Source organism: Pseudomonas sp. NPDC089743 (assembly GCF_044748785.1).
Taxonomy (GTDB): Bacteria; Pseudomonadota; Gammaproteobacteria; order Pseudomonadales; family Pseudomonadaceae; genus Aquipseudomonas; species Aquipseudomonas putida_X.
On the sequence record NZ_JBIVGS010000007.1, the window covers coordinates 172,166 to 198,620 of the forward strand.

20 protein-coding genes are annotated in these 26,455 nt (G+C 62.4%); 10 read left to right on the forward strand and 10 right to left on the reverse strand.

Translation table 11 applies throughout. The annotated features are described in order from the left end of the window. Positions 1 to 182 precede the first annotated feature (182 nt). The 7 genes from ACIPZC_RS15045 (at position 183) to pdxJ (ending at position 7,698) form a co-directional block, all read left to right on the forward strand. Positions 183 to 1,589 (forward strand): DegQ family serine endoprotease, encoded by a 1,407-nt coding sequence (locus tag ACIPZC_RS15045; RefSeq protein WP_400627884.1) that lies wholly within the window; start codon positions 183 to 185, stop codon positions 1,587 to 1,589. Positions 1,590 to 1,771: 182 nt separating this feature from the next. Further along, entirely contained in the window at positions 1,772 to 3,571 is a 1,800-nt protein-coding gene (gene lepA, locus ACIPZC_RS15050) for a translation elongation factor 4 (protein ID WP_241804837.1), read from the forward strand. A gap of 5 nt (positions 3,572 to 3,576) precedes the next feature. Continuing rightward, complete coding sequence (gene lepB, locus ACIPZC_RS15055; protein ID WP_241804838.1) at positions 3,577 to 4,431, forward strand: signal peptidase I; 855 nt, start codon at positions 3,577 to 3,579, stop codon at positions 4,429 to 4,431. Positions 4,432 to 4,592: 161 nt separating this feature from the next. Next, a complete protein-coding gene (rnc, locus tag ACIPZC_RS15060; protein ID WP_012312992.1) occupies positions 4,593 to 5,282 on the forward strand; it encodes a ribonuclease III in 690 nt (229 codons plus the stop codon). Then, positions 5,275 to 6,177, forward strand: a complete 903-nt coding sequence (era, locus tag ACIPZC_RS15065; protein WP_046787792.1) for a GTPase Era — start codon at positions 5,275 to 5,277, stop codon at positions 6,175 to 6,177. The genes rnc and era overlap by 8 nt, the downstream gene beginning before the upstream one ends. Before the next feature lie 53 nt (positions 6,178 to 6,230). Further along, positions 6,231 to 6,914, forward strand: coding sequence for a DNA repair protein RecO (gene recO / locus ACIPZC_RS15070; RefSeq protein WP_400627764.1), 684 nt, complete (start codon positions 6,231 to 6,233; stop codon positions 6,912 to 6,914). A 61-nt stretch (positions 6,915 to 6,975) separates the two neighbouring features. After that, the gene (pdxJ, locus tag ACIPZC_RS15075) at positions 6,976 to 7,698 is read left to right on the forward strand and encodes a pyridoxine 5'-phosphate synthase (protein WP_372490472.1); all 723 of its coding nucleotides are present in this window, start codon (positions 6,976 to 6,978) and stop codon (positions 7,696 to 7,698) included. 329 nt (positions 7,699 to 8,027) lie between these two features. Here the strand turns inward: pdxJ and cmoB are convergent, their stop codons facing one another. The 7 genes from cmoB to ACIPZC_RS15110 form a co-directional block, all read right to left on the reverse strand. Continuing rightward, complete coding sequence (gene cmoB / locus ACIPZC_RS15080) at positions 8,028 to 8,984, reverse strand: tRNA 5-methoxyuridine(34)/uridine 5-oxyacetic acid(34) synthase CmoB (protein WP_241804841.1); 957 nt, start codon at positions 8,982 to 8,984, stop codon at positions 8,028 to 8,030. Continuing rightward, the gene (gene cmoA / locus ACIPZC_RS15085; protein WP_241804842.1) at positions 8,981 to 9,724 is read right to left on the reverse strand and encodes a carboxy-S-adenosyl-L-methionine synthase CmoA; all 744 of its coding nucleotides are present in this window, start codon (positions 9,722 to 9,724) and stop codon (positions 8,981 to 8,983) included. Before cmoA ends, cmoB begins: the two co-directional genes overlap by 4 nt. Before the next feature lie 89 nt (positions 9,725 to 9,813). Continuing rightward, entirely contained in the window at positions 9,814 to 10,206 is a 393-nt protein-coding gene (locus tag ACIPZC_RS15090; protein ID WP_267821355.1) for a protease inhibitor I42 family protein, read from the reverse strand. Between the two features lie 167 nt (positions 10,207 to 10,373). Continuing rightward, entirely contained in the window at positions 10,374 to 12,800 is a 2,427-nt protein-coding gene (gene lon, locus ACIPZC_RS15095; protein WP_400627767.1) for an endopeptidase La, read from the reverse strand. A 169-nt stretch (positions 12,801 to 12,969) separates the two neighbouring features. Next, positions 12,970 to 15,381: a glucose/quinate/shikimate family membrane-bound PQQ-dependent dehydrogenase gene (locus tag ACIPZC_RS15100; protein WP_241804845.1), complete on the reverse strand. Its 2,412-nt coding sequence runs from the start codon at positions 15,379 to 15,381 to the stop codon at positions 12,970 to 12,972. Between the two features lie 28 nt (positions 15,382 to 15,409). Continuing rightward, a complete protein-coding gene (locus tag ACIPZC_RS15105; protein WP_400627769.1) occupies positions 15,410 to 16,756 on the reverse strand; it encodes a carbohydrate porin in 1,347 nt (448 codons plus the stop codon). 215 nt (positions 16,757 to 16,971) lie between these two features. After that, complete coding sequence (locus ACIPZC_RS15110) at positions 16,972 to 19,011, reverse strand: TonB-dependent receptor (protein ID WP_400627771.1); 2,040 nt, start codon at positions 19,009 to 19,011, stop codon at positions 16,972 to 16,974. Between the two features lie 168 nt (positions 19,012 to 19,179). On the opposite strand from ACIPZC_RS15110, the gene ACIPZC_RS15115 reads away from it, so the two are divergent. Together ACIPZC_RS15115 and ACIPZC_RS15120 are read left to right on the forward strand one after the other, a co-directional pair. After that, a complete protein-coding gene (locus ACIPZC_RS15115; RefSeq protein WP_012313003.1) occupies positions 19,180 to 19,401 on the forward strand; it encodes a VF530 family DNA-binding protein in 222 nt (73 codons plus the stop codon). Between the two features lies 1 nt (position 19,402). After that, positions 19,403 to 20,083, forward strand: a complete 681-nt coding sequence (locus ACIPZC_RS15120) for a Pr6Pr family membrane protein (RefSeq protein ID WP_400627773.1) — start codon at positions 19,403 to 19,405, stop codon at positions 20,081 to 20,083. Positions 20,084 to 20,092: 9 nt separating this feature from the next. Here ACIPZC_RS15120 and ACIPZC_RS15125 read toward each other — a convergent pair whose 3' ends face one another. The 3 genes from ACIPZC_RS15125 to ACIPZC_RS15135 form a co-directional block, all read right to left on the reverse strand. Beyond that, complete coding sequence (locus ACIPZC_RS15125; protein WP_400627775.1) at positions 20,093 to 20,851, reverse strand: siderophore-interacting protein; 759 nt, start codon at positions 20,849 to 20,851, stop codon at positions 20,093 to 20,095. Beyond that, on the reverse strand, positions 20,844 to 21,386 hold the full coding sequence (locus tag ACIPZC_RS15130; protein ID WP_241804849.1) for a PadR family transcriptional regulator: 543 nt from the start codon (positions 21,384 to 21,386) through the stop codon (positions 20,844 to 20,846). Before ACIPZC_RS15130 ends, ACIPZC_RS15125 begins: the two co-directional genes overlap by 8 nt. Before the next feature lie 89 nt (positions 21,387 to 21,475). After that, complete coding sequence (locus ACIPZC_RS15135) at positions 21,476 to 24,613, reverse strand: transglycosylase domain-containing protein (RefSeq protein ID WP_400627777.1); 3,138 nt, start codon at positions 24,611 to 24,613, stop codon at positions 21,476 to 21,478. A gap of 393 nt (positions 24,614 to 25,006) precedes the next feature. On the opposite strand from ACIPZC_RS15135, the gene ACIPZC_RS15140 reads away from it, so the two are divergent. Beyond that, positions 25,007 to 26,425 carry an amino acid permease gene (locus tag ACIPZC_RS15140; protein ID WP_400627779.1) on the forward strand — a complete coding sequence of 473 codons (1,419 nt, stop codon included), beginning with the start codon at positions 25,007 to 25,009 and terminating at the stop codon, positions 26,423 to 26,425. The last annotated feature ends 30 nt before the right edge of the window (positions 26,426 to 26,455 follow it).

A 26,455-nucleotide genomic window follows, 5' to 3' on the forward strand; every position in this document is an offset into this window, starting at 1 on the left:
GCGCACGGACATGCAGCTGAAATGAAATTAAAGCATTGTCATTTGCAATCCATCTGTAAATTTTCTATAGGTCAGGCTTCTTGGAGTCTGACCTTTCCTGCTTTTGCAGGCGGTCTTATGTTAACTACGCTCGTTGTGACGGGAGCCGTATGTCAATACCACGCTTGAAATCCTATCTATCGATGTTCGCCGCCGTGCTGATGCTCGGCCAGGTGCTGACTGCCCAGGCCGAGGAAGCCTTGCCTGACTTCACTACTCTGGTCGAGCAGGCCTCGCCGGCAGTGGTCAACATCAGTACCAAGCAAAAACTGCCGGACCGCCGTATTGCTGCCGGGCAGATGCCGGACCTCGAAGGGTTGCCGCCGATGTTCCGTGAGTTCTTCGAGCGCAACATACCGCAGCAGCCGCGCTCGCCCCGAGGTGACCGTCAGCGTGAGGCCCAGTCGCTGGGTTCAGGCTTCATCATTTCCAGTGACGGCTATGTGCTGACCAACAACCACGTGGTTGCCGATGCCGACGAGATCATCGTCCGTCTGTCGGATCGCAGCGAGCTGCAGGCCAAGCTGGTCGGCACCGACCCGCGCACCGACGTGGCCCTGCTCAAGGTCGACGGCAAGAACCTGCCCACCGTCAAACTGGGCGACTCCGAGAAGCTCAAGGTGGGTGAGTGGGTGCTGGCCATCGGTTCGCCGTTCGGTTTCGATCACTCGGTGACCAAAGGGATCGTCAGCGCCAAAGGCCGCACCCTGCCCAATGACACCTATGTGCCCTTCATTCAGACCGACGTGGCCATCAACCCGGGCAACTCCGGTGGGCCGCTGTTCAACATGAATGGCGAAGTCGTGGGTATCAACTCGCAGATCTTCACCCGTTCGGGTGGTTTCATGGGTCTGTCGTTCGCCATCCCGATCGATGTCGCGCTCGATGTTTCCAATCAGTTGAAGAAAGACGGCAAGGTCAGCCGCGGCTGGCTGGGTGTGGTCATTCAGGAGGTCAACAAGGACCTGGCTGAATCCTTCGGTCTCGACAAGCCGGCCGGCGCCCTGGTGGCGCAGGTGCTGGAAGATGGCCCGGCAGCCAAGAGCGGCCTGCAGGTGGGCGACGTGATCCTGAGCATGAACGGCCAACCGATTGTCATGTCGGCCGACCTGCCACACTTGGTCGGCACCCTGAAAGCTGGCGCCAAGGCCAAGCTGGAAATCATCCGCAATGGCAAGCGCCAGAACCTGGATGTGACCATTGGTGCGATGCCTGATGACGATGCCGATATCGGTACCGGCACGGGTGCCGATGGCAGCGCAGAGCGCAGCAGCAACCGCCTGGGTGTTTCCGTCTCCGACCTGACTGCCGAGCAGAAAAAGTCCCTGGAGCTCAAGGGCGGCGTGGTTATCAAAGAAGTCCAGGATGGCCCGGCTGCCATGATTGGCCTGCGTCCAGGTGACGTGATCAGCCACTTGAACAACCAGGCGATCGCCTCGGCCAAGCAGTTCACCGAAATTGCCAAGGAGCTGCCGAAGAACCGTTCGGTATCCATGCGCGTGCTGCGCCAGGGCCGTGCCAGCTTCATCACCTTCAAGCTGGCCGAATAAGCCGGCTTGTCAGTCGCAAAGGGCAGCTTCGGCTGCCCTTTTTCATGAACGTTCACAATTATTGGGGGCACTCAGCCTGTATCGTGCGTCAGAGGAATCTCCCATATCCCTGCTGGTTGAGGTACAATTCCCGGCTATTTTTCGGCGGGCGTCCGGCTCGCAGCCTTTTCGAGTGTTGACCCGTGAGTGATTTGAGTCATATCCGCAATTTCTCCATCATCGCCCACATCGACCATGGCAAGTCGACGCTGGCCGACCGTTTCATCCAGTTGTGCGGTGGCCTGACGGCACGCGAAATGGAAGCTCAGGTTCTCGACTCCATGGACTTGGAGCGCGAACGCGGGATCACCATCAAAGCCCACAGCGTCACGCTTCACTACAAGGCGCTGGACGGCAAGACCTACCAGCTGAACTTCATCGATACCCCCGGCCACGTCGACTTCACCTATGAAGTCTCGCGTTCCCTGGCGGCGTGTGAGGGTGCGCTGCTGGTGGTGGACGCCGGCCAGGGCGTCGAAGCCCAGTCCGTCGCCAACTGCTACACCGCCATCGAGCAAGGCCTTGAGGTCATGCCGGTCCTGAACAAGATGGACCTGCCCCAGGCCGACCCTGATCGGGTCAAGGACGAGATCGAGAAGATCATCGGCATCGACGCCACCGATGCGGTAGCGTGCAGTGCCAAGAGCGGCATGGGCGTCGACGAGGTGCTCGAGCGTCTGGTCCACACCATCCCCGCGCCTGTGGGCGAAATCGATGCCCCGTTGCAGGCGTTGATCATCGACTCCTGGTTCGACAACTACCTGGGCGTGGTTTCGTTGGTGCGCGTGCGCCAGGGCCGCGTCAAGAAGGGCGACAAGATCCTGGTCAAGTCCACCGGCAAGGTGCACCTGGTCGACAGCGTGGGTGTGTTCACCCCGAAACATACCCAGACCGCTGACCTGAAAGCCGGTGAAGTTGGCTTCATCATTGCCAGCATCAAGGACATCCATGGTGCGCCGGTCGGCGACACCCTGACCCTGTCCTCGACCCCCGAGGTCGAAATGCTGGCAGGCTTCAAAAAGATTCAGCCGCAGGTTTATGCCGGCCTGTTCCCGGTCAGCTCCGACGATTTCGAGGACTTCCGCGACGCCCTGCAGAAGCTGACCCTGAACGACTCGTCGCTGCAGTACATGCCCGAGAGCTCCGACGCACTGGGCTTTGGCTTCCGTTGCGGCTTCCTGGGCATGCTGCACATGGAGATCATCCAGGAGCGCCTGGAACGCGAGTACGACCTGGACCTGATCACCACCGCGCCAAGCGTGATCTACGAGCTGGAACTCAAGACCGGCGAAACCATCGTGGTCGACAACCCGTCGAAGCTGCCTGACGTTTCATCTGTCACCGACTTCCGCGAGCCGATCGTCACCGCGACCATCCTGGTGCCGCAGGAGCATCTGGGCAACGTCATCACCCTGTGCATCGAGAAGCGTGGGGTACAGCGCGACATGCAGTTCCTCGGCAGCCAGGTGCAGGTGCGTTATGACATGCCGATGAACGAAGTGGTCCTGGACTTCTTCGACCGCCTCAAGTCGACCAGCCGCGGCTATGCTTCGCTGGACTATCATTTCGATCGCTATCAATCGGCTAACCTCGTCAAGCTGGATGTACTGATCAACGGCGACAAGGTCGATGCCCTGGCATTGATCGTGCACCGCGACAACGCGGCCTACAAAGGCCGTGCGTTGACCGAGAAGATGAAGGAACTGATCCCGCGGCAGATGTTCGATGTGGCGATCCAGGCAGCCATTGGCGGCCAGATCATTGCGCGGACAACCGTCAAGGCGCTCAGAAAGAACGTACTGGCCAAGTGCTACGGTGGTGACGTCAGCCGTAAGAAAAAGCTGCTGGAGAAGCAGAAGGCCGGTAAGAAACGCATGAAACAGGTGGGCAACGTGGAGATTCCACAAGAAGCCTTCCTCGCCGTGCTCAGGTTGGATAGCTAGGTCCTATGTCGCTAAATTTCCCGCTGTTGCTAGTCATCGCCGTAGCCGTTTGCGGTCTGTTGGGCTTGATCGACCTGCTGTTCCTGGCTCCGCGCCGGCGGGCGGCGGTCGCCAACTACCAGGGTAGTGTCACTCAGCCAGAAATGGCGGTGGTCGAGCGCCTGAACAAGGAACCGCTGCTGGTCGAGTACGGTAAGTCGTTCTTCCCGGTGCTGTTCATCGTACTGGTGCTGCGCTCTTTCCTTGTGGAGCCGTTCCAGATTCCTTCGGGGTCGATGAAACCGACCCTGGAAGTGGGCGATTTCATCCTGGTGAACAAGTTCTCGTATGGCATTCGCCTGCCGGTGATCGACAAGAAGGTCATCGAGGTGGGTGACCCGCAACGCGGTGATGTGATGGTGTTCCGCTACCCAAGCGACCCGAACGTCAATTACATCAAGCGTGTGGTGGGCCTGCCAGGCGACCAGATCCGCTACACCAGCGACAAGCGGCTGTTCGTCAATGGCCAGCCAGTGGCCGAGCAATTGGTCGGTGCCGAGCCAGGTACCCTGGGCAGCGCCGAGCTGTTCAAGGAAAAACTTGGCGAAACCGAGCACTTGATCCGCAAGGAAATGACCCGTTATCGCATGCCGCCGGACCAGCAGTGGACCGTGCCGGCTGGCCATTACTTCATGATGGGCGACAACCGCGACAACTCCAACGACAGCCGTTACTGGGATGACCCGAACATTCCCAAGGAACTGCACGGCATGGTTCCGGACCGGAACATTGTCGGCAAGGCCTTCGCGGTCTGGATGAGCTGGCCAGAGCCAAAGCTCAGCCACTTGCCCAACCTGTCGCGGGTCGGCCTGATCCATTGATACCCTTCGGCGCTGTCCAGCAGACAGCGCCGAATGCATTTCTGACATAGGCTGTGTTCTCAGGGATCGAGAGATTCGTTGCTCGCCGCGACGGGCCACAGCCAAACAGTCTTTCAGGATGTTGATTTGAACAACGCGTTGAACAACCAGCGGGTGGCTGCATGAGCGCTTCCCTTGCCCGTCTCGAGCGCAAGCTCGGTTACACCTTCAAAGACCAGGACCAGATGGTGCTGGCCCTGACCCATCGCAGCTACGCCGGGCGCAACAATGAGCGCCTGGAGTTTCTTGGCGATGCCATTCTCAACTTCGTGGCCGGCGAGGCGCTGTTCGAGCGCTTCCCGCAGGCCCGCGAAGGGCAGTTGTCGCGCTTGCGTGCCCGTCTGGTCAAGGGTGAGACCCTGGCCCGTCTGGCCCGTGGTTTCGACCTGGGTGAGTACCTGCGCCTGGGCTCCGGTGAGCTCAAGAGCGGCGGTTTCCGCCGCGAGTCGATCCTGGCCGACGCCCTCGAAGCCCTGATCGGCGCCATCTATCTTGATGCCGACATGCAGACCGCCCGCGAGCGCGTGCTGGCCTGGCTGACCGACGAGTTCGAAAGCCTGACCCTGGTCGATACCAACAAAGACCCGAAAACCCGCCTGCAGGAGTTTCTGCAGTCGCGTAGCTGTGAGCTGCCTCGCTACGAGGTGGTGGACATCCAGGGCGAACCGCACTGCCGTACCTTCTTCGTCGAATGCGAAGTGGTGCTGCTGAACAACAAGAGCCGTGGCCAGGGCGTGAGCCGGCGTATTGCCGAGCAAGTCGCCGCCGCCGCCGCATTGATCGCCCTGGGCGTGGAGAATGGCAATGACTGAGAACAATCCGACCCGCTGCGGTTACGTGGCCATCGTCGGCCGCCCCAACGTGGGCAAGTCCACCTTGCTCAACCATATCCTCGGCCAGAAGCTGGCGATCACCTCGCGCAAGCCACAGACTACCCGCCACAACATGCTCGGCATCAAGACCGAGGGTGATGTGCAGGCGATCTATGTCGATACCCCCGGCATGCACAAGGCCAACGACAAGGCCTTGAACCGCTACATGAACCGCAATGCCTCGGCGGCCCTCAAGGACGTCGATGTGGTGATCTTCGTGGTTGACCGTACGCGCTGGACCGATGAGGACCAACTGGTGCTCGAACGCGTTCAGTACGTGACCGGCCCGCTGATCATTGCCGTCAACAAAACCGACCGCATGGACGAGAAAGCCGAGCTGATCCCGCACCTGCAGTGGCTGCAGGAGCAACTGCCCAATGCCGAGGTGGTACCCATCTCTGCCCAGCAAGGTCACAACCTCGACGCACTGGAGGCGCTGATCGCCAAGCACCTGCCGGAAAACGATCACTTCTTCCCGGAAGACCAGATCACCGACCGCAGCAGCCGTTTCCTGGCCGCTGAACTGGTGCGTGAGAAAATCATGCGCCAGCTGGGTGCTGAGTTGCCCTACCAGATCACCGTGGAGATCGAGGAGTTCAAGCAGCAGGGTCATGTGCTGCACATCCATGCGCTGATCCTGGTTGAACGTGACGGCCAGAAGAAGATCATCATTGGCGACAAGGGCGAGCGCATCAAACGCATCGGCTCCGACGCCCGCAAGGACATGGAAACCCTGTTCGACGCCAAGGTCATGCTCAACCTCTGGGTCAAGGTCAAAGGCGGCTGGTCCGATGACGAGCGCGCACTGCGCTCGCTGGGCTACGGCGACCTGTAACCCTTCCAGTGGCCCGGATCTCTCCGGGCCGCTTTGCTTTCAGGCCACACTTCATGGAACAACCTGTCGGCCAACCAGCCTACGTGCTGCACAGCCGTGCCTATAAGGAAACCAGCGCGCTGGTGGACTTTTTCACGCCGCAAGGGCGCGTGCGCGCGGTGTTGCGCCGAGCACGGGGCAAGGGTGGCAGCCTGGTGCGGCCGTTCGTGCCGCTGGAAGTGGAACTGCGCGGGCGCAGTGAGCTCAAGAACGTCGGGCGCCTGGACAGCATGGGCGTCGCTGCCTGGCTGCATGGCGATGCACTGTTCAGCGGCCTCTACCTCAATGAGCTGCTGATGCGCCTGCTGCCTGCCGAGGCACCACAACCCGAACTTTTTGAGCACTACGCACTGACCCTGCAGGCCCTGGCCGCCGGGCGGCCGTTGGAGCCCCTGCTGCGCTCCTTCGAGTGGCGCCTGCTGGAAGACCTGGGTTACGCCTTTGCGCTTGACCACGACGTCAGCGACGAGCCTATCGAGGCTGATGGGCTTTACCGCTTGCAGGTCGATGCCGGCCTTGAGCGCGTTTACCTGGTGCAGCCTGGTTTGTTCAATGGCGCGCAGCTGTTGGCCCTCGCCCAGGCGGACTGGGATGCACCTGGTGCTCTGCTGGCGGCCAAGCGCCTGATGCGTCAGGCGCTGGCGGTCCATCTGGGGCCAAAACCGCTGGTCAGTCGGGAACTGTTTCGCAAGCGCTGAGCACGTCGTATGCTGTGGGGCTAAATCTTCAGGAGAGCCTTTCGTGACTCAAAGCAACCGTATGCTTCTCGGCGTCAACATCGACCACGTGGCTACCTTGCGCCAGGCCCGCGGCACACGCTATCCGGACCCGGTCAAGGCTGCGCTGGATGCCGAAGAAGCAGGCGCCGATGGCATCACCGTGCACCTGCGCGAAGACCGCCGGCATATCCAGGAGCGCGATGTGGTGTTGCTCAAGGACGTGTTGCAAACCCGCATGAATTTCGAGATGGGCGTCACTGAAGAGATGATGGCGTTCGCCGAGAAGATTCGCCCGGCACACATCTGCCTGGTGCCTGAAACACGCCAGGAACTGACCACAGAGGGCGGCCTCGACGTGGCTGGCCAGGAGGCACGGATCAAGGCAGCGGTAGAGCGCCTGTCGCGCACTGGCGCTGAAGTGTCGCTGTTCATCGACGCCGACGAGCGGCAGATCGAGGCATCCCGCCGCGTCGGGGCCCCGGCGATCGAATTGCACACCGGCCGTTATGCCGATGCTCAAACGCCGACTGAGGTGGCTGAGGAGCTCAAGAGGATCGTCGATGGCGTCGCTTTTGGCGTCGGCCAGGGGCTGATCGTCAATGCCGGCCATGGTCTGCATTACCACAACGTCGAGGCGGTGGCGGCAATCAAGGGCATCAATGAATTGAACATTGGCCACGCCTTGGTGGCCCATGCACTGTTCGTAGGTTTCAAGGCGGCGGTGGCAGAGATGAAGGCGCTGATCGTTGCAGCTTCGCGCTGATCATCGCTGCGTGGCTGTTTGCGGACGGTGCAGGGGTTAGTGCCGTCAGTCAGGCAGTTTGGGGCCGCTCTGCGGCCCTATCGCCGGCAAGCCAGCTCCTACAGGTACAGCGCAGTTCTTGAGGTTTGCGCTGGATCTGTGGCGGCCTTGGTGGCCCAAGATTAGTGCCAGTCAGTCAGGCAGTTTGGGGCCGCTCTGCGGCCCTATCGTCGGCAAGCCAACTCCCACAGGTACAGCGCAGTTCTTGAGGTTTGCGCCTTACCTGTGGGAGCCGGCTTGCCGGCGATAGGGCGGTTAGCAACTGACTGGCATGACGCTGCGCAAAGCCTTCATTTGCGCGCCAACAGGGTGGCGCGGCGTGGGGCGGGCAATCCCTCAATGGTCTTGCTGTGGTCGTGCGGGTCGAGGAAGTCCCCCAGCGACTGGTAGCGCATCCACTCGGTGCTGCGCTGCTCCTCCACACTGGTCACACTGACATCCACACAGCGCACATCGCTGAAACCCGCACGGCGCAACCAGCGCTCCAGCGCCGGTACCGATGGCAGGTACCAGACGTTGCGCATCTGCGCATAGCGGTCTTCAGGCACCAGTACCTGCTGCTCGTCGCCCTCGACCACCAGCGTCTCCAGTACCAGCTCACCCCCTTTGACCAGGCAGTCCTTGAGCGCCAGCAGGTGCTCGATGGGGGAGCGGCGATGGTAGAACACCCCCATGGAAAAGACCGTGTCGAAACCTTCCAGGTTGGCTGGCAGCTCTTCCAGCGCAAACGGCAGGTGCCAGGCCGGCAAATCGGGCAGGTACCGCTGCACGGCCTGGAACTGGCAGAAAAACAGCCAATTGGGGTCAACGCCGATGACCATGTCGGCGCCTGCACCGAGCATGCGCCATTGGTAATAGCCGTTGCCGCAACCCACATCGAGCACACGCTTGCCCTGCAGGTTCAGGTGCGGAGCCACGCGCGACCACTTCCAGTCCGAGCGCCACTCCGTGTCGACATGCACGCCGAACAGGTCGAACGGCCCTTTGCGCCAAGGCGACAGGCCCATCAGGGCCTGGCGCATCTGCGCGCGGGTGGCATCGTCGCAGTCACAGTCCAGCCGCAGGCCGTCGACCAGGTCGATTTCGCTTGGCAGCAGTGCCGGCAGGGCGTCCAGCGCACCGCGCCAGCGCTCGAGATCGCCGTGGCCTTTCTCCAGCTTGGCTTGAAGTTGCGCTTGCAGGCCTTGCGACCAGCAAGCCAGTGGGGTGCCCGCCAGGCGGCGGACGAGAGGGGACAGATCGATCATGGCAGGGCTATCAGCGAGGCGAAATTAAGGCATTGGAACCACGGCACCACCTTGCTGAAGCCTGCCGCGTGCAGGCGCTCGGTGTGGGTGTGCAGGGTGTCGGGCTTCATCACGTTCTCGATGGCGCTGCGCTTCTGGGCGATTTCCAGTTCGCTGTAGCCATTGGCACGTTTGAAGTCCAGGTGCAGTTCATTGAGCAGATCCTGCTCTTGGTCATCGGCGAAACGCAGCTTTTCCGAGAGGATCAGTGCGCCACCGGGCAGCAGTGCCTGACGGATGCGGCCAAGCAACGCCAGGCGCTGTTCCGGGGCGATGAACTGCAGGGTGAAGTTCATCGCCACGACCGAGGCGGGCTCGAAGGGCAGGGCCAGTATGTCGGCCTCCAGTACCTGAACCGGCAGCAGTTCCTGGAACATCGAGTCCTGCGCGGTGAGGTACTGGCGGCAGCGCTCGACCATGGCGGCGGAGTTGTCCACGGCGATGACCCGGCAGCCCTCGCTGCGCACATGGCGGCGCAGCGCCTGGGTAACGGCGCCCAGCGATGCGCCGAGGTCATACAAAGCGGTATCAGGCTGGGCGAAGCGCGCGGCCAGCACACCAAGGTTCTCGACGATGGTCGGGTAACCGGGCACCGAGCGCTTGATCATGTCCGGGAACACACGCACCACGTCTTCGTTGAACACGAAGTCGGGAACTTGCTCCAGAGGCTGGGAGAAAAGGCGGTCGGGTTGTTTGCTCACGGTGAATCCAGGCGGCTGACGATTGGCAGGGCCGGCATTCTAGCCAAACCGTGCCAAGGATGCATGGTCGGCTGACCAGCGCTGTGCGTTCAGTCGACCCGCACCGCGCAATCGAAGGTCTGCACCGGCCGAACTTCCGGGGCCCAGGGCTGCTGATAGACCAGCACCAGATGGCCTTCGCCGGCGGCGCGGGCTTCGAAGCGCCAGGTGGATAAGCCCGCGCTGCCGACGATGCCGGCGTCCTCGGGCGCGCTGTAAACCTCGGGGCCAAGGCTGCGCAAGATGTTCGAGGCCGGGTTCTGCACCAGCCAGCGGTAGCCGGTGGAGGGATTACTGGGCAGGGTCAGGGTGAGCGGCTGGCCGATCTTGAGGCGCTGGGGGCATTCACTTTCAGCGTCAAGTTCGACGGTGTGCCTGGGCTGCTGGGCGCAGGCGGTGAGCAGGGCAAGGCTCAGGGGAACGAGCAGACGAGGGGCAGTCATGGTGGCTCCAGAGGCTGGCGAAGGCCTGAGGATAACCGAACAGAGAGGGGTTTTGTGTTGTCAGTGCCGGCCTCACCGCCTGCAAGTCGGCCCCCACCGGTACTCCACTGAACCACAAACAATTGGAATACCGGGGGTGGCCTTACAGGCGATGGGGCCGTCGCGGGTCAGAACAGCACTTTGGCCACGTCGGCAAAGCGCTTGGCGAAGTGTACGGTCAGCCCTTCACGCAGGTAGTCAGGCAATTCTTCGAAATCCCCGCGGTTGGGCTCGGGCAGGATCAGTTCGAAGATCTTCTGCCGCCGCGCCGCGATGACCTTTTCGCGTACGCCACCAATCGGCAGGACCTGGCCGGTGAGGGTCAGCTCGCCGGTCATGGCCACCCCTTTTTTCGGTGCCTGGTCACGGGCCAGCGAGAGCAGTGCGCTGGCCATGGTGATACCGGCGCTCGGGCCATCCTTGGGCGTGGCACCTTCCGGCACGTGCAGGTGAACGAAGGCTTCGTTGAAGAACGCCGGATCGCCGCCGAATTGCTTGAGGTTGGAGCTGACGTAGCTGTAGGCGATCTCGGCAGACTCCTTCATCACATCACCCAGCTTGCCGGTGAGCTTGAAGCCGCGATTGAGCGTGTGGATGCGGGTTGCCTCGATCGGCAGGGTCGCGCCACCCATGCTGGTCCAGGCAAGGCCGGTAATCACGCCTTTGCCTGCCAGCACCTGCTCACTGCGGAACACAGGTATGCCGAGTGCGGCCTCCAGGTCCTTGGTGCCGATCTTGAGCTTGGCATCCGGGGCATCCAAGAGCTTGATCACCGCCTTGCGCACCAGTTTGCCCAGCTGTTTTTCCAGCTGGCGGACGCCGGCTTCGCGGGCATAGCCCTCGATCACGGCGCGCAGGGCGCTATCGCTGATGGCCAGGCTGGTCTTGGCCACGCCGGCCTTTTCCAGCTGTTTGGGCCAAAGGTGGCGCTTGGCGATGGCCAGCTTCTCTTCGGTGATGTAGCCGGACAGGCGGATCACTTCCATACGGTCGAGCAGTGGGCCGGGGATCGAGTCCAGCGTGTTGGCGGTACACACGAACAATACCTTGGACAGGTCCAGGCGCAAGTCCAGGTAATGGTCGAGGAAGTCGACGTTCTGTTCTGGGTCCAGGGTTTCGAGCAGCGCCGAGGCCGGGTCGCCCTGATAGCTCTGGCCCATCTTGTCGATTTCGTCGAGCATGATTACCGGGTTCATCACCTCGACATCTTTCAGCGCCTGCACCAGCTTGCCTGGCTGGGCGCCGATGTAGGTGCGCCGGTGCCCCTTGATCTCGGCCTCGTCGCGCATGCCGCCGACACTGAACCGGTAGAACGGGCGGCCGAGCGATTCGGCGATGGATTTGCCGATGCTGGTCTTGCCCACGCCAGGCGGGCCCACCAGCAGGACGATCGAACCACTGATCTCGCCCTTCCAGGCGCCCACGGCGAGGAACTCCAGAATGCGTTCCTTGATGTCATCGAGGCCCGCGTGATGCTGGTCGAGCACCTTGCGCGCATGCTTGAGGTCGAGCTTGTCCTTGCCGTATACGCCCCAGGGCAGGGCACTGGCCCAATCCAGGTAGTTGCGGGTGACGGCGTACTCGGGGGAGCCGGTTTCAAGGATGGCCAGCTTGGCCATTTCTTCATCGATGCGCTTTTTGGCCTGCTCTGGCAGGGTCTTGCCTTGCAGGCGCTGTTGGAACTGTTCGAGGTCGGCACTGCGGTCGTCCTTGGTCAGGCCAAGCTCTTGCTGGATGACCTTGAGCTGTTCCTTGAGGAAGAATTCGCGCTGGTGCTCGCCGATCTGCCGGTTGACCTCGGCCGAAATCTCATTCTGCAGGCGTGCGACCTCGACCTCTTTGCGCAGCATCGGCAAGACCTTTTCCATGCGTTTGAGCATGGGCACGCAATCGAGCACTTCCTGCAACTGGTTGCCGGTGGCGGAGGTGAGGGCGGCGGCAAAGTCGGTAAGAGGCGATGGGTCGTTGGGGCTGAAGCGGTTGAGGTAGTTCTTCAGCTCTTCGCTGTACAGCGGGTTGAGCGGCAGCAGTTCCTTGATCGCGTTGATCAGGGCCATACCGTAGGCCTTGACCTCGTCGGTCGGCTCGCTTGGCTGGCGTGGGTATTCGACTTCGACCAGATAAGGCGGGCGATGGTGCTTGAGCCAGGTGCGGATGCGCACGCGAGTCAGGCCCTGGGCGACGAACTGCAGTTTGCCGTTTTCGCGGCTGGCATGGTGCACCTTGACCAGGGTGCCGTACTCGGGCAAGGCCGCGGTGTCGAAATGGCGGTGATCTTCGGGCGGGGTGTCCATGAAGAACAGGGCGAGGCAGTGATCCGGTGTCTTGGCCACCAGATCGAGGGTTTCGGCCCAGGGTTCTTCGTTGACGATGACCGGCAGTACTTGTGCGGGGAAGAACGGGCGGTTGTGAATCGGAATCACGTAGACCTTGTCTGGCAATTGCTGGCCGGGCAGGGCTAGTGCGTGGCCAGGCGCGCTTTGGGCCTGACCCTCAAGGTGTTCAATTTCGCTGTTTTCGTCGGGTTGTTCCGGAAAATCCTGCTGGTCGCTCATGGGGCACCTGCGTGAATGGCTATGGTGCTTAGATGGGGCGCTGGCTCATGGGTTTCAAGCTTCAAGCTTCAAGCTTCAAGCTTCAAGCTTCAAGCTGCAAGAAAAAAGCGGGACCGCGCAGGCCCCGCTCTCGCTTGTAGCTTGTAGCTTGCAGCTTGCCGCTTGCAGCTTACTCGGCCAGTTTGTAAGCGATGATGTAATCGCCCATTTTGGTGCCCAGGGAACCGTGGCCGCCGGCGACGATCAGCACGTACTGCTTGCCGTCCTTGCCGGTGTACGTCATCGGCGTGGCCTGGCCACCCGCTGGCAGGCGGGCTTTCCACAGCTCCTTGCCATTGTTCACGTCATACGCACGCAGGTACTGGTCCAGCGTGCCGCTGAGGAAGCCCACACCACCGGCAGTGACGATCGAGCCGCCCATGCTCGGCACACCCACCGGCAGGCCGATCGGAATCGGCGTGCTGTCACGGGTGGTGCCGTTCTTGCGCTTCCACACCACCTTGTTGGTGAACAGATCGATGGCTGCCACGTAACCCCAGGCCGGCGCCTGGCACGGAACGCCCAGCGGCGACATGAACGGGTGCATGATCACGGCGTAAGGCGCGCCAGTGTTGGGCTGAACGCCGCTGGTTTCACTTTCGCGCTTGCTGCCGGCGGCAACCTGTTCGCGCGGCACCATCTTCGACACGAAGGCCATGTAGTTCGGCGAGGTGAACAGCAGTTGGCGCACCGGGTCGACCGAGACGCTGCCCCAGTTGAACACGCCGACGTTGCCTGGGTATACCAACGAGCCTTGCTCGGACGGTGGCGTGTACTGGCCCTCGTAGCGCAGTTCACGGAACTGGATACGGCATAGCATCTGATCGAACGGCGTGGCGCCCCACATGGCCTGTTCAGTCAGGTCCGGGCCCAGCAGGTTGAGGTCGGAGCGGGCTTGGGTCGGTGCAGTGTGGTCACCCTTGACCGCACCTTGCGGCACCGGGATCTCACGGATCGGCACGATGGGGGTACCATCACGACGGTCGAGTACGTACAGGCTGCCCTGCTTGGTCGGTACGATGATCGCGGGCTTGACGCCTTCCTTGGTCTTCAGGTGAACCAAGGTTGGCTGGCTGCCGACGTCCATGTCCCACAGGTCGTGGTGAGTGAACTGGTAGTTCCAGCGCGCCTTGCCGGTGGCAAGGTCCAGGGCCACCACGCCAGCGCTGTACTTCTCTGCACCCGGGGTGCGGTTGGCGCCATACTGGTCGGGTGTCTGGTTGCCCAGCGGCAGGTAGACCATGCCCAGGTCTTCATCGACGCTGGCCAGCGACCACATGTTGGCCGAGTTGCGGCTGTAGGTCTTGCCCGGGGCCAGTGGCTGGGTGTCTTCGGGGTTGTTGCTGTCCCAGTTCCAGACCAGGCGACCATCGTGCACGTCGTAGGCGCGGATCACGCCGGAGGGCTCGTTGGTCGACTCGTTGTCGGTGACATGGCCGCCGATGATCACCAGGCTGCGGGTGATCGCCACCGGCGAGGTGGAGTAATAACCGCCGGCAGTGAACGGCCCGATACCGGTAGTCAGGTCGATCGCGCCCTGGTTGGCGAAGCCTTCGCAGACTTTGCCGTTGTCGGCATTGATGGCGATCAGGCGGGCGTCGGCCGTCGGCAGGTAGAGGCGGCGCGGGCAGGCTTGAGCGACAGCCTGGCCTGCGTCGGAGACTTTCGGCGCCGGGCTGCCATCGCGGCTGACGTAGTTGTTCTCGTCATAATACGAAACGCCGCGGCAAGTCATGTGGGCGAAGCCCTTGAAGGTACCCACCGGGCTCTTGATCTGCGGGTCGTAGCGCCAGATCTCGGCGCCGGTGTCCGGGTCCAGGGCCAGCACCTTGCTGTGGGCGGTGCAGGCGTACAGCATGCCGTTGGCCTTCAGCGGCGTGTTTTCGTTGGTCAACTCGACCGGGTCGTTGTCCGTTGGCAGGTCACCGGTGCGGATGCGCCAGGCTTCTTCCAGGCGGTAGGCATTTTGCGGGGTGATCTGGCGCAGCGGCGAATAACGGTCACCATGCTCGGTGCGGCCATAGGCTTGCCAGTCGCCGTCGGGCATCGCGGGGGCGGCACTGCCCATTTCGCTGTTGTCGCGGCCCAGTTCGCCAAACACTTCACCCGGGTGGGTGAACTGGCTGCCCAGCGCGCAAGCGCCCGAGGCGAGCACGGCAACGCTGAGCAGGGCGGTATTGGCCTTGTTGCCCGGCCCGGTCAGCGGGCGGCGTGCCCAAGGCAGCAGCAGCACAACGCCGATGGCGAACCAGATGGCCAGGCGTGGCACCAGTTGCCACCAGTCCAGGCCCACCTCCAGCAGTGCCCAGGCCGTGCTGCCCAGCAGCACCAGGCCGTACAGGCCCAGGGCAAGCCGGCGCTGAGCCAGCAGCAGTGCGCCCGCCACGGCGAAGCCGATACCGGCGATCAGGTAATAAAGTGACCCGCCGAGCTGGCTGAGCTTGATACCGCCCGCCAGCAACGCCAGGCCCATCAATAGCAGCAGTACGCCTATCAGGCGCGGTAGCCAGCGGCTTCCATTCTTGGCACCGTCAGTGCTCATCGTATGTTCTCCGTTAGGTGAAGGGTTGTCAGAAAGTGCTTTGGATCTTCAGGCCGCCGATCAGGGCATCGTCCACCTGCGACACCCCGCCCGGATGGCGGATGTACTGCAGGTTCGGGCGCACCGTGAGCCAGTCGGCCAAGTGAATGCCGTAATAGAGTTCAGCGCTGTACTCGGTGTCCTGCACGGGCAGGTAACCGGGATTGTCGTAGTCGTAAAGGCCGGCTGCCTGGTTGGCCAGGCGGGCGTTCTTGCGGTAGGCGGGGTTGACGTGCACGCGGGCGAGGGCGAAACCGATGTCGTCCTTGGCGCGGGCATCGAAGGGGCCCTTGTATACCAGTCCTGCCTGCACATAGTTGTCGATGGCATTGGTCTTCTTGTCGTGCACTGTGGCATTGGCGAACAGGCTCAGGCCGCGCGACTGGTCAGTGGCCAGCGAGGTAACCTGCTGCTGGGCACCGATCCACAGGCCGTGCTTGCTCGAACTGCTGCGGTAGGTGGCGCCACTGATGGCGGCCGGCCGGCCGTCGCTGTCCTTCAGAACATCCTGTGCCTTGGCATTACTGTAGTAGTACCCGGCGCGATATTCCCCTTTCAGGCCATTGACCCGCGGGCTCCACACCAGTTCGATCGGCATTACGGCACCCTGGGTACCGCTGCCGCTGAGTTTGAAACCGTTGCCAGATTCCAGGTTGGAGGGGTTTTGTTCGAACACGCCGACCTGAGCGTAGAGCGCGTCGTTGATGTTGTAGCGCACGCGCAGCGCCCACTGGCTGACGGGCCAGTTGTACCAGATGCCGCCAACCCAGTTGCCCACCTGCGAGCCGCAGAAGGCCAGGTTCTGGAAGTCGCACGGGAAGCTGTTGAAGTCCTCGCCTTCACCGAAGCGGCCGAATTTCACGTCCAGGGCGCCATCGAAGTATTTCTGCCTGATCCACATCTGGGTCAGCCGCCAGGTTTCACCGCGGCCCCAGACTTCCTGGGCTGAAGTGAAGCCGCCGACCCGCGGGTCGTTGATGCGGTCGTTGCTGATATTGTCCCCGTGGCGTCCGGTGATGGTCAGCTGCAGTTCGGTGTCTTGCCAGCCCAGGATCTTTTCCAGGTCCAGGTGGCTGCCAAAGGTGAACTGGTCGCTGTAACGCGCGGTGCGATCATGGTCGTAGCCGCCGTGCAGGTTGCTGCCCATCTCGCCGGTGTAGCCGAGGTTGAAGTCGTAGCCTTTTTCCAGCAGTTCGCTGCGGGTGCCGCCCCAGTCACCCAGCATCCATGGCGAGTCGCTGGCGAACATTTCACTGGCGCTGGTGGTGGACGTAAAACAGGCGGTCATGGCAAGCAGAGCGGTGCCGGTGTAGCGAATGTTGGGCAGTGAGAACATGAGATAGCGCTATCTTTTGATTGTCGAAAAAACGGCAAGCGCACCGATGAGCGAGCTCTTCGATGGAAATGGCGACAGGTGAGGTAAGTGAAGCGATTCAGCTTGCGGCGGGGAGGATATAGGGGAACTTGTAAGAAAAAAAGACAAATTGTCGCAGTGGATTATTGTCGCAGCGGTAACAGTGAGGGAAAGGGGCGCAGCGCGCCCCTAGGTGGTCAGAAGGTTGTACGCAGGCCCACTTCGACGCTGCGCCCCGGCGCCGGCGCGATATCGCGCAGAATCGAACTGGCGTAACGCACGGTCTGATCCGTCAGGTTTTCACCGCGCACGAACGCCAGCCACTGGCTCTGGCCGATATCGAAGCGATAGCCGACACTCGCGCCCAGGGTGGTGTAACCCTCGGTGCTGGTCTCGTTCGCCGGCTTGCGATGCTGCGACGCGGCATGCTGCACATCCACACGCGCCTGCCAGCGGTCCCGTTCCCAGACCAGTGCGCTGTTCAGGCGCAACGGCGCGATGCGCGGCAGCGGCTCGCCGCTGTCGAGGTTCTTGGCACGGGTATAGTCGCCCGACAGCTCCAGGGCGAAACTGCCGTAGCGGTTTTCGACCAACTGCCAGCGGTCCTGGGCTTCGACCCCGTAGAAGCGCGCCCGTACGCCCCGGTACTGATACTCAGGGAAGCCGCCATCGTCGTGATCATGGTCGTCGTCGCCATCATCGTGGTCATGGCCCTCGCGCAGGGTGCCCGTGCCAATCAGGCCGATGTAGTTGCGAAAGTGGCTGTAGAACACCCCGACGCTGCCCTTGTGGGTGCCATTGTCGAAGCGCAGCGCCAGGTCGGCGGAGAGGGCTTTTTCCTTGTTCAGGCTGGCGTCGCCGACTTCATAAGCCCCGGTGGCGACGTGGGCGCCGTTTGCGTAAAGCTCGTAGAAGGTCGGGGCCCGCTCGGTGTAACCGACGTTTGCAGCGAGCGCCCAGACCGGGTCGAGTTGATACACCGCCCCCGACGACAGGCTCAGGGCATTGAAGCTGCTGGCGCTGTCGGCATCGACGAAGTTTTCGTTGCCTTTGGCATCCGGGTCGACGCGGGTGTGTTCCAGGCGCGCACCCAGGCTCAGGTTGAGCCGTTCGGTGGCCTGCCATTGCTCGAGCATGAACAACGCCAGGCTATCGGTATCGGTGTGCGGCACGAAGGCTTCTTCACCCAGCGCCGAGAATTCGTTGCGACTGACCTGGGCGCCGATCACGCCTTCCACAGGGCCGATCGGTTGGTGCCTGGCCTCGATCCGCGCCTCATAGCCCTTGTTCTTGAAGGTGGTGTGCACTTCGCCTTCTTCGATTTCGCTGTGCTCGTAATCGGTGTAACCGGCATCGAGCTTGACCGAGCTGAAGGGGCCATCGAGGTCACGCAGTTCCGAGGCGAAGCCGTAGTGATCCTGCTTCATGTCCAGGCGCACGCCGGACTCGGCCACTGAGCCGTAGTTACTGTCGTAGCGGCTGTAGGACAGGCCCGCATAGCCGTGATCCCAGTGGTAGGACCCGCCCACTGCGCCGCCATCCTGGCGACCGTCGCTGTTTTCCAGGCGGTGCTTGCTGCCGGGCTCGTCAGCGTCACGCACCTTGGAACTGCGGGCGTAGCCCGGGATGCGCAGGTCGTTGAACTGGCGGCTGTTGGCATCCAGGTGCAGGGCGAAGGTGCCGTCACCGGCTTCCAGTTTGCCGGCACTGCTGCGCGTGGTATCGGCACCGCCGTAGCGTAGTTCGCCGGCACCGTGAATACCCTCGATGGGCGCATCGGGGATGCGGTTGTCGAAGGTATTGACCACCCCACCGATGGCGTTGCCGCCGTAGAGCAGGGCGGCGGGGCCCCGGACGATTTCGACGCGCTCGACGGTGACCGGGTCCAGTGGCACGGCATGGTCGTAAGACAGCGCCGAAGCGTCGAGGGCGCCGACGCCGTTGCGCAGGATGCGGATACGGTCACCGTCCAGGCCGCGAATCACCGGGCGGCTGGCGCCTGGGCCAAACCAGGTGGAGGCGACGCCGGGCTGTTTGTTGAGGGTTTCGCCCAAGCTTCCGTGCTGCTGCTGCAGCAGGTCGTCGCCTTCGAGCACGGTGGTGGGAGCAGCCAGTTCGCGGTTGCCCAGAGGGTTGGCAGTGATGACCTGGGGATCGAGCTCAACAGCCTGGCTGGGTGATGAGACGAGCAAAAGCGCAACGGCGAGCGGAGAGAGGCGTAGGGGAGAGCACAACATGGAAAGTAGCGGTCCTTGGCAGAGGTAATATATTGTTACTATATAACGTCGCTATTTCAGCACAGAGGTTTCACCGCTTGCCAGTGGTTTTTGTAATGGCAGTGCTGCGCCCCCTTCATCACTACACTCGTGTAATGTGCGCATCTTTTTATCCGCGGGAGTACTGGCATGAGCACGGCCAACCACAATGCGCTGCACGGCAAGACCCTCGAGCAGATCCTCACCGAGCTGGTGGCGCACTACCAATGGCAGGGCCTGGCCGAACGCGTGGATGTGCGCTGCTTCAAGAGCGACCCGAGCATCAAGTCGAGCCTGACCTTCCTGCGCAAGACGCCCTGGGCCCGGGAGAAGGTCGAGCAGCTGTACGTGAAACTGCAGCGCAACGCCTGAGATGCCGCGTCATCCCTGGCTGACCCTGGCCGCAGTGCTTGGCTGGTTGGGCCTTGCTGTGCAGGTCTACCTGGTGCTGCTGGCGCGCTGGCAGGAAGCGGCGAGCCTGATCGGCGGGCTGATCAATGTGTTCGGCTATTTCACGGTGTTGACCAATACCCTGGTGGCGACGGTGCTCAGCTATGCGGCGTTCGGGCGGGAATCGCGCGCCAAGCGCTTGTTCCTTTCGCCTTCGGTAAGTTCCGCTGTGACCGCCAGCATCGTGCTGGTGGCGCTGGCCTACAGCGTGCTGCTGCGGCACCTGTGGCAACCCCAGGGTTGGCAATGGCTGGCGGACGAACTGCTGCACGATGTGATGCCGGCGCTTTACGTTGTGTACTGGTGGTTCGCCGTGCCCAAGGGGCATTTGCGGCTCTGGCACCTGGGGCCGTGGGCGCTGTACCCGGCGGTGTACTTTGGCTATGCACTGTGGCGGGGGAGTGAGATCGGGGTTTACCCGTATCCGTTCATAGACGTTGCAAGCCTTGGCTACGGGCAGGTCATGCTCAATGCTCTGGGCGTGCTGGCCGGGTTTTGGGCCATTGCGTTGGTATTGCTCGGGCTCGATTGTTGGCGCGGGCGCTGGCTTGCCAGGCCGGTGCAGGCCCCTTCGCGGGTGAAACCGCGAAAGGACCGGGCCTGACAACACAGGTCACTCGTCGTCCGCTGTGCCTTCTGCCCGCCAATAGGCAGCCGCTTTGAGGGCATCTTCGGGGGCACCCTTCTCCAGCAGCAGCGCCTTGGCCTGCCGGGTCAGCGATTTCTCCAGTGCCACCCAGCTGTACAGCTTGCCCTCAGGCAAGCTCAACCCCTGCACCAGCGCGAGTAGATCCTCATCCCGCTTCACCCAGATCACTTCAACCTCAGCCTTGCTCGGCAGCGCTTGGCGCTCCTGCTCATCTTCGATCTGGATGATCGCCAGTACCCGCCGGCCTGCCGGCAGTTCTTCAAGGCGACGGCCGATGGCCGGAATCGCTGTTTCGTCACCAATGAGCAGGTAGCTGTCGAAGATGTCCGGGACCACCATCGAAGCCCGTGGCCCGGCAATGTTCAGCGTCTGCCCCGGTTCAGCCTGTGCGGCCCAAGTGGATGCAGGGCCATCGCCGTGCAGGACGAAATCGATGTCCAGTTCCTGGTTGGCCAGGTCGATGCGCCGCGGCGTGTACTCACGCATGGTGGGCCGCGCTCCGCCGTCGCGGCCCATGTTGCGGGCGTCGATGGCCTGCTGTTGTTCGGTGTTTTCGGCGAACAGCAGCTTGATATGGTCGTCACTGCCCAGGCTGGTGAAGCCTTGCAGCTCGGGGCCGGTGAGGGTGATGCGGCGCATGCGCGGGGTCAGGTCGGTGACCCGCAGCACCTGCAGGCGACGCTGGCGGATTTCGTGATTGACGCGGTGGATGGTGTCACTCATGGAGATTCTCCGTAGCAGGGGCCGGCCCGTCGGCGATGGCCTTGGCAGTGTCGTTGAGCAGGGCGCGGACCCGCTCGATTTCTTCCGGTGTCCAGCGGCCGCTGTGCATATGCAGGGCGTGGCGCAGGTTGCCGACGGCTTCGTGAATTTCTGGTGGGCGGTCGTGACCACGCAGGGCGCGCTTGCCGACTTCGATGCGCATGCGCACGCCGTCCAGGGCCACGGCCTGGTCAGCCAGGGCGGCGCTACCGGCTTGGGTGATGGCGTAGAGACGTTTGCTGCCTTGCACCTGGCCGTAGATCAGCTCCGCTTCCTCGAGAAAGTTGAGGGTGGGGTAGATGACCCCGGGGCTGGGCGTGTAGCTGCCATCGAACAAGTTCTCGATCTGGCGGATCAGGTCATAGCCGTGCCCAGGTTGCTCGGCCAGCAGCGACAGCATCAACAGCTTCAGGTCGCCGGGGGCGAATACCCGTGGGCCGCGTTCACCCCGGCCGGGCCGGCGCTCGAAAGGGTCGTGGGCGGAATGTTCACGCATGGCAGCGAGGCTCCGTGTGTTTAGATATATCGCAAGATATTACTCAAGATATATCTAAACACAAGCGGTCAAATGCCGATGGTTATCATTCAAATATTAGATGGGTTACTCGGGAGCATCGCAATCTTCGGTGGTTTGCACGCGTTCGGATTGCCAGGCTCAAGGTAGGGCATGAGGATCGGCGCCATGCCCTTGAGCACCTGCACCGGCAGCGCCGAGGTGAACTTGAACGCCTCTGCGGAGCGCCCGGGCACGAATGCGGTCAGCGTGCCGAAGTGGTTGTCACCGAGGAAGAATACGAAAGTGGCGGTGCGGTTCAGCGAACGCGAGCCGATCAACCGGCCACCGGCGCCGAAGCTTTCGATGCGGTTGTCGCCGGTGCCGGTCTTGCCGCCCATCACCAGCGGGGTGCCGTCATGCAGCTTGAAGCTGCCGGAAATACGCCGCGCCGTGCCTGCGTCGACCACTTGCGACATGGCACCCTTGAGTGCCCGGGCGACTTCCACGGGGAGAATTCGCTGGCCACGGTCGGGGTCGCTGCTCAGCTTGGTTTCATAAGGCGTATCGGCGGCGAAGTGCAGCGTATCGATGCGCAGTGTGGGCAGGCGCACACCGTCGTTCTGAATGATGCCGACCAGCTCGGAAAGCGCCGCCGGCCGGTCGCCGGAGCTGCCGATGGCGGTGGCCAGCGACGGCACCAGGTGGTCGAACGGGTAACCCACGCCCTTCCAGCGCCGGTGAATATCGAGGAAGGCTTCGATTTCCACCATGGTGCGGATACGGCTGTCGCGGGCACCCTGATGGCGGCTCTTGAACAACCAGCCATAGACTTCCTGACGCTCGAAGCGGCTGGCATTGACCATCTCTGTGATTGAGGCGCTCGGGTTCTTCAGCAGGTAGCCGAGCAGCCACAGGTCCAGCGGGTGAACCTTGGCGATGTAGCCTTGGTCGGGCAGGTCATATTTGCCTGGGCCGTAGGCCTCGTACATCTCTGCCAGGCGGCCATCGGTAAGTTTGCTCAGGGCGCGCTTGTCTTCCTTGAGGTGCGCGCGCACGAAAGCATTGAATGTTTCCTGGCCCGCTGCCGGGAACAGATAGCGGTGTACTGCGGCCAGGCGCTGCGGTGTGACGCGCATGCTGTCGAGGAAGGTATCCAGGCGTTGCTGCGAGGTTTTGCGCTGGTACTTGCGCCAGAAGCGCATCAGGTAGCTGGTGCCTTCCTTGTCGGCAAAGCGTGCCAGGTATTCCTGGCGGCGCGGGTCCGAATCGTCCTTGAGCAGTGGCACGCGGTTGAATGGCTGTTGGTAGGTCACATAGCGCACCAGATCGCGCATCAGGCGAATGAAGGGCAGGTTGATCGACTCGCGCAGGGCTGCCTTGAGCGTCGGGTTGCGGCTGTTGTCCTCCTTGCGGAAGTTGTTGAACACGTGCATGCCGCCGCCGGTGAAGAACGCTTCGCCGGTGTTGGCCGAGTACTTGCGCTCCAGCGCCGCGTCGAGCATGGCATCCAGGCTCTGGTTCTTGCTGTTCTGCGCCAGCCATTCCAGCGACCATTGGGTGATGCGATCGAGTTCGGCGACCTCGACCTTCTTCAACTCGGCGGCTGGCATGCCGGCGTACTTGTCGTGCAGCTCGGCGATTATCTGCAGGTAGGTGGTGAGCACTCGCAGCTTGGCCGTCGATCCCAGCTCAAGCTTGCTGCCTTCGTTGATGTCGAAGGGCTGGTCGGTGCTGTCAGTCTGCACCCGCACCCGTGAGCCATCGGCAGTGCGCTCGAACAAGGTGAAGCTGTAGCGCACCTGGTCGGTGGTCTTGCTGGTGAGCAGGCGCTCGCCGATCAGGCCAATCTGTGCAGCGAATTCAGGGTCGGAGAGGTTCTTCAGGTACTGGCTGACCTGTAGCTGAAGGTCGGCCTGCAAGGTGCTCGTTGCCGAGAGGTCGAGGCGGTCAAGGTCATACAGCGGGCGGTTGAGCATGCCTGACAGGCGGTTCCGGGCCAGGCTGATGCCTTTGTTGGTGATGATCGGAACGATGGTTGGCTGTGCCACCCAGTCCCGGTACAGCGCCTTGCTGGCCAAGGCTGCGTCGGCCAGGGCGCGATCGATGATGCCGTTGGCAGCGAGCACGCGGATGTGCGAATCGGTGAGTTCGGCCAGCTCGACGCGGCCCTTGGTCAGGTAATGCGAGGGGCGGCGCTGGGCAATCATCAACGACAGTACCTGACGCAGGGCCAAGCCGCGTGCGGCCATGCTGTCGGGGTCTGTTGCGGTCGAGGTGAGGGCCTGGTTGACCTGGTCGAAATCGGCGCCGTACCACACACGCAGGCCTTCGGCCATGCCATGCACTTCGCCATGGCCGGGCACCGCCGACAGCGGCACGCTGTTGAGGTAGTCGCGCACGATGCGCTGGCGGGCTTCGGTGGTATCAGGCCCGCCCTGATAGGCACGGACGCTGGCGGAAATCATCTGGCGGATCTTCTCGGCACCGGAGACAGTCAGGCCGTCCGGTGAATGGCGGTATTTTTCCAGCTGCGTGGCCAGGGTGCTGCCACCGGCGGACTGGCCGGGCAAGGCCAGGTATTTGGCCACCTGGCTGTAGGCGGCCTTGGCGAAGCGCGGCCAATCGACTGCCGGGTTGTTTTGCGGGTCCTTCGGGTCCAGCAGGTCGCGGTTTTCGATGAACAGCAGGCTGTTGACCATCACGGGTGGGATTGCGGCGAAGTTCGGGTACAGGTATTGCGGGTAGTTGTACTGGTACAGCGTCTCGCCGCGGCAATCGGTGATCGACAATCCGGCCTGGATTTTCTCGATGTAGGGGGCGAACAGGCCGTGATCCACGTAGTTCATCAACGCAGGCGAAAACCGTACCTGCTCGCTGATCAGGTAGTCGCGCTTGAGCAGCCGCGGCAGGAACTCGCCCAGCGCGCTATAGCCCAGGCGTTTGTCGAACGGCCCCTCGCCGGGGTAGACGATGGCATCACTGGGGCCGGGCTGCAGCGAATAGGTAAGGGTGCTGGCCAGCTTGCTGAATTCGCGGGACTGCAGGTCCGATGTACGGAACTCGTCATAGGCGGCGAAGCCGATGGCGGTGATCGCGACCAGCAGGATCAGCAGGATCAGCCGCCACCAAAGCCGACGCTGACGTGGGGGCTTTGGCTGCGGCGTCTCGGCCAGAGGTGTTTCGGGTGCTTCCGTTCTGGATGGTTCCGATTGCCACAGTGCGCCCATAGTCTTCAATCCGGCCAGGTATTTTCGTCTTGCTTGTCTGAAGCTTAGACGTTGAAGGCAGTAGGTGAAAAATTTGTAGAAAGTGCAGAAACCTCATGTGCCCTCTGCGCCTTTGGTGTGGGTTTTTTCGTACAACCCTGTTGCCGGGGTAGCTGGGGTGAGCCAGGAGGGTGCAGCAGACGTGCGGGTTTCTCTCCAAATTTTTGGTTATTTATAGTGAAAAGCCCTACAGCGAGCTTCCTATACTGCTCGGCCCCTTCGCCCTGCCGGGCCGCTCTACACCGGCACACGGGCCGGCCCACAAGGCCAGCCTGGCAAGCCAACGCCACGCCTATCGGCATGGCCGGCGCTGCACGAAGGTCTAATCCAATAACAAAATGAGGTTGTATTGCTATGCCAGTCGGCAACCACCCTGCCCATGGCGAGACCGCACAAGGCGGCCCGCTCAAGCGTGAACTGGGCGAACGGCACATCCGCCTGATGGCGCTGGGCGCCTGTATCGGCGTCGGTCTGTTCCTCGGTTCGGCCAAAGCCATTGAGATGGCCGGCCCTGCGATCATGCTGTCCTACATCATCGGGGGCCTGGCGATCCTGGTGATCATGCGCGCCCTTGGCGAGATGGCCGTGCACAACCCTGTCGCCGGGTCATTCAGCCGCTATGCCCAAGACTACCTTGGCCCGTTGGCGGGCTTTCTGACCGGTTGGAACTACTGGTTCCTGTGGCTGGTGACCTGCGTTGCGGAAATCACCGCCGTGGCGATCTACATGGGCATCTGGTTCCCGGACGTGCCGCGCTGGATCTGGGCCCTGGCGGCGCTGGGCAGCATGGGCGCGGTGAACCTGATCGCGGTCAAGGCGTTCGGCGAGTTCGAATTCTGGTTCGCCCTGATCAAGATCGTCACCATCATCGCCATGGTCCTGGGCGGCATCGGCATCATCGCCTTCGGCCTGGGCAACGACGGTGTGGCAGTCGGCATCTCCAACCTGTGGAGCAACGGCGGCTTCATGCCCAACGGCGTGACCGGTGTGCTGATGTCGTTGCAGATGGTCATGTTCGCCTACCTGGGCGTGGAAATGATCGGCCTGACGGCCGGCGAAGCCCGCAACCCGCAAAAAACCATCCCGCAGGCCATTGGCTCGGTGTTCTGGCGCATTCTGCTGTTCTACGTCGGTGCCCTGTTCGTGATCCTGTCGATCTACCCGTGGAATGAAATCGGCAGCCAGGGCAGCCCGTTCGTCATGACCTTCGAGCGCCTGGGTATCAAGACTGCCGCCGGCATCATCAATTTCGTGGTGATCACCGCCGCCCTTTCGTCCTGCAACGGCGGTATCTTCAGCACCGGGCGCATGCTCTACAGCCTGGCGCAAAATGGCCAGGCGCCGGCTGTCTTCGCGCGCACTTCAAAAAGCGGTGTGCCACGCAACGCGTTGCTGCTGTCCATCGGCGCCTTGCTGCTGGGTGTGCTGGCCAACTACCTGGTGCCGGAGAAGGTGTTCGTCTGGGTGACATCGATCGCGACCTTCGGCGCGATCTGGACCTGGGTGATGATCCTGCTGGCGCAGCTCAGGTTCCGCGCCGGGCTATCGGCCGCCGAGCGCACGGGCTTGAAGTACCGCATGTGGCTTTGGCCGCTGAGCTCCTACCTGGCACTGGCCTTCCTGGTACTGGTGGTGGGCCTGATGGCGTACTTCGAGGATACCCGTGTGGCGCTGTACATCGGGCCGGCGTTCCTGGCACTGCTGACGGTGCTGTACTACACGTTGCGCCTGGCGCCCAAAGCAGTACACGGGGTAGCCAGTTCCGCTTCCTGATCTGCAACTGCAGGGGCTGCAAAGCGGCCC

What these genes read in the sequence shown, in the direction of transcription:
- ACIPZC_RS15045 (WP_400627884.1), top strand. Translation starts at nt 183, where the DNA reads ATGTTCGCCGCCGTGCTGATGCTCGGCCAGGTGCTGACTGCCCAGGCC.
- lepB (WP_241804838.1), top strand. Translation starts at nt 3,577, where the DNA reads ATGTCGCTAAATTTCCCGCTGTTGCTAGTCATCGCCGTAGCCGTTTGC.
- rnc (WP_012312992.1), top strand. Translation starts at nt 4,593, where the DNA reads ATGAGCGCTTCCCTTGCCCGTCTCGAGCGCAAGCTCGGTTACACCTTC.
- era (WP_046787792.1), top strand. Translation starts at nt 5,275, where the DNA reads ATGACTGAGAACAATCCGACCCGCTGCGGTTACGTGGCCATCGTCGGC.
- recO (WP_400627764.1), top strand. Translation starts at nt 6,231, where the DNA reads ATGGAACAACCTGTCGGCCAACCAGCCTACGTGCTGCACAGCCGTGCC.
- pdxJ (WP_372490472.1), top strand. Translation starts at nt 6,976, where the DNA reads ATGCTTCTCGGCGTCAACATCGACCACGTGGCTACCTTGCGCCAGGCC.
- cmoB (WP_241804841.1), bottom strand. Translation starts at nt 8,984, where the DNA reads ATGATCGATCTGTCCCCTCTCGTCCGCCGCCTGGCGGGCACCCCACTG.
- ACIPZC_RS15090 (WP_267821355.1), bottom strand. Translation starts at nt 10,206, where the DNA reads ATGACTGCCCCTCGTCTGCTCGTTCCCCTGAGCCTTGCCCTGCTCACC.
- lon (WP_400627767.1), bottom strand. Translation starts at nt 12,800, where the DNA reads ATGAGCGACCAGCAGGATTTTCCGGAACAACCCGACGAAAACAGCGAA.
- ACIPZC_RS15100 (WP_241804845.1), bottom strand. Translation starts at nt 15,381, where the DNA reads ATGAGCACTGACGGTGCCAAGAATGGAAGCCGCTGGCTACCGCGCCTG.
- ACIPZC_RS15105 (WP_400627769.1), bottom strand. Translation starts at nt 16,756, where the DNA reads ATGTTCTCACTGCCCAACATTCGCTACACCGGCACCGCTCTGCTTGCC.
- ACIPZC_RS15110 (WP_400627771.1), bottom strand. Translation starts at nt 19,011, where the DNA reads ATGTTGTGCTCTCCCCTACGCCTCTCTCCGCTCGCCGTTGCGCTTTTG.
- ACIPZC_RS15115 (WP_012313003.1), top strand. Translation starts at nt 19,180, where the DNA reads ATGAGCACGGCCAACCACAATGCGCTGCACGGCAAGACCCTCGAGCAG.
- ACIPZC_RS15120 (WP_400627773.1), top strand. Translation starts at nt 19,403, where the DNA reads ATGCCGCGTCATCCCTGGCTGACCCTGGCCGCAGTGCTTGGCTGGTTG.
- ACIPZC_RS15125 (WP_400627775.1), bottom strand. Translation starts at nt 20,851, where the DNA reads ATGAGTGACACCATCCACCGCGTCAATCACGAAATCCGCCAGCGTCGC.
- ACIPZC_RS15130 (WP_241804849.1), bottom strand. Translation starts at nt 21,386, where the DNA reads ATGCGTGAACATTCCGCCCACGACCCTTTCGAGCGCCGGCCCGGCCGG.
- ACIPZC_RS15135 (WP_400627777.1), bottom strand. Translation starts at nt 24,613, where the DNA reads ATGGGCGCACTGTGGCAATCGGAACCATCCAGAACGGAAGCACCCGAA.
- ACIPZC_RS15140 (WP_400627779.1), top strand. Translation starts at nt 25,007, where the DNA reads ATGCCAGTCGGCAACCACCCTGCCCATGGCGAGACCGCACAAGGCGGC.